Below are 2214 nucleotides of genomic sequence, written 5' to 3'. Positions count from 1 at the left end.
CCATCCCGAACACAGAAGTTAAGCACTTTAGCGGCGAGTATAGCTATGCTAGCCATAGTGAAATTAGCTCATTGCCAGGTAAACTTAGGATAATCATTCACTTGATTATCCTTTTTTTATGTTGTTTTGAGTATTTCGATTTAACTAATATTTTCCTATTGATCTTCATATTGCCTGAAATTAAGGGATATTCGAATACTTGTCTTTAATAAATGGTGGGATCACTACTAAGTTTTAAAAGGTTTAGAGTTTAATTATTGTTATTTCATGTATAAATATGAAAATGACAAATTACACGATATACCATGAAATGTTGTTTATTCATGATATATCGTGTATGATTAACTTGAGGTGATTATATGTATATAGCATTAATTGGAGATATTATTAACTCCAAAGATTATAAAAATCGGAATAAAATTCAAGATTTACTTCGTAAGAAAATTAATTCATTGAATGACAAATATAAGAAAGATCTTAAATCACCGATCACAATCACATTGGGTGATGAATTTCAGTGTCTCATTAAAACTGTAGAGGTTTGTTTTCTTATCATTGATGAACTCAGTCTTTACATGAGTTTAAATGACGTAGAGTTAAGGTTTGGAATTGGGATAGGTACAATCAGTACTGACATTGATGAGAATATTAGTATAGGTGCAGATGGTCCAGCATATTGGAATGCGCGTTTTGCGATAGAAGTTATACACAAAGAACATGATCATCGTAATACATCTACATATTTAAAAATAGATGACAAGCCTCAAGAACAATTTCTTAATTCGGTCATCAGACTCCAAGATTTAATACGAAATAACTGGACTTATTCACAAAAAGAATTTGTTTACAAAGCAATCACAATCTTTGGGTATAATGAGATCATTCCCAAAAATCTTGTAGAAGCGATGAGGTTTTCATCGTCGCAAGTTTCAAATAGATTGGCTTCGACATCAATAAGACAATATGTCACATCACGTGTCGAGCTTTCAAAACAGCTTAGTCTGGAGGATAATTAGATGATTTACTATTACATTATTTCGCACGTTTTAGGTGATTTTTACTTTCAATCACAAGAACTTTCCGACTATAAAGAAATATCTCGTAGAGGTGTTAAAATTCATAATATTCAGTATGCTTTGACATTTATCATTTTAATGATGCTGAGAATAATTTTAATACGAAATACGTCGCCTGTATTGTTAGACTTTACATTAACATTAATTTTTATTTTTATTCATGCAACAATAGATGTTTTGAAGTTTAGACTAACGAAAACTTCATACTTAGATGATACTCAAAAGTTTCAATATGACTATACAGTGAAACGAGACCGATTCATAGAAAGCACGAGATTAAATGGATTTAAAAAACTGGCTATGAATGATGTTCCTAGAAATGATAGTGATGACGAAATATCCAATAATGGTAAAAAAACTTTGGCTCCAATCACGATATTTGGAATAGATCAATTCTGTCATTTGTTTTTTATTGTAATGATTTACAAACTTGTATGTATTTGGTTTGATTGTTCATTTTATAAAGAACTATTATCTAATGATTTTCAAATGTATTTAAGCATGATTCTAGTGGTGCTTTTAGTTGCGAAGCCGGCTAATATTTTAATTGTCATGTTGACAGATAAATTTGATCCTAAGCAAATGAGTGTTGATGAAGGTCTTGCAGGGGCTGGAGCACGAATGGGGACACTGGAGCGGTTACTAACATTGTTATTCCTTTCGCAAAATCTAGTGAGCGGGATTGCGGTTGTATTCACCTTGAAGGGAATTGCGAGATATAAGAAAATATCCGACAATGCGAAATTTGCTGAATACTTTGTTATCGGAACATTTACTAGTTTACTAATCGTCTTTATTGTCTATATATTTATATTTGAATTGAAGGTGTTCGAGGTGTTGGTATTGTCTTTTTTATAAGTAATTGGAGTGTGGTTTTTGAAATTTACTAAAGTAACGATCGAGATAAGTTGGTCTAAATTTTTTTTTATTTATTTTATGAAAGAGAGTTACAAACAAAAGTAAAATAAATGTATAAAGTTTGCGAATAGAGTTGACAAGGGAGTATGTGGGTGGTATTATAATCAAGCGTTGACCGGGAAACGGTACGCAGCAATGGTCTTTGAAAACTGAACAGGAAACGTCAATTTCAAACAGAAATAGATAACAAAAATAAAACAATAACTCGTCAGAGTTATTC

Annotated in this window: 2 protein-coding genes and 1 rRNA gene; all 3 read left to right on the top strand. The window is 31.3% G+C overall.

All coding sequences use genetic code 11. The features are described from left to right. Positions 1-80, top strand: a 5S ribosomal RNA gene (gene rrf / locus GVV10_RS09615); the annotation flags it as partial. A 279-nt stretch (positions 81-359) separates the two neighbouring features. Beyond that, entirely contained in the window at positions 360-1016 is a 657-nt protein-coding gene (locus GVV10_RS09395) for a SatD family protein (protein ID WP_159522000.1), read from the top strand. Further along, complete coding sequence (locus tag GVV10_RS09390; protein ID WP_159521998.1) at positions 1017-1934, top strand: DUF3307 domain-containing protein; 918 nt, start codon at positions 1017-1019, stop codon at positions 1932-1934. Positions 1935-2214: the final 280 nt, after the last annotated feature.

It is taken from the genome of Erysipelothrix urinaevulpis, assembly GCF_009828835.1.
GTDB lineage: Bacteria > Bacillota_I > Bacilli_A > Erysipelotrichales > Erysipelotrichaceae > Erysipelothrix > Erysipelothrix urinaevulpis.
The sequence above is the reverse complement of the archived record's forward strand: the minus strand, read 5'-3'. Positions and strand labels throughout refer to the sequence as shown.

Bases quoted from the DNA above. Each gene is read 5' to 3' on its own strand.
- GVV10_RS09395 (WP_159522000.1), top strand. From the start codon at position 360: ATGTATATAGCATTAATTGGAGATATTATTAACTCCAAAGATTATAAA.
- GVV10_RS09390 (WP_159521998.1), top strand. From the start codon at position 1,017: ATGATTTACTATTACATTATTTCGCACGTTTTAGGTGATTTTTACTTT.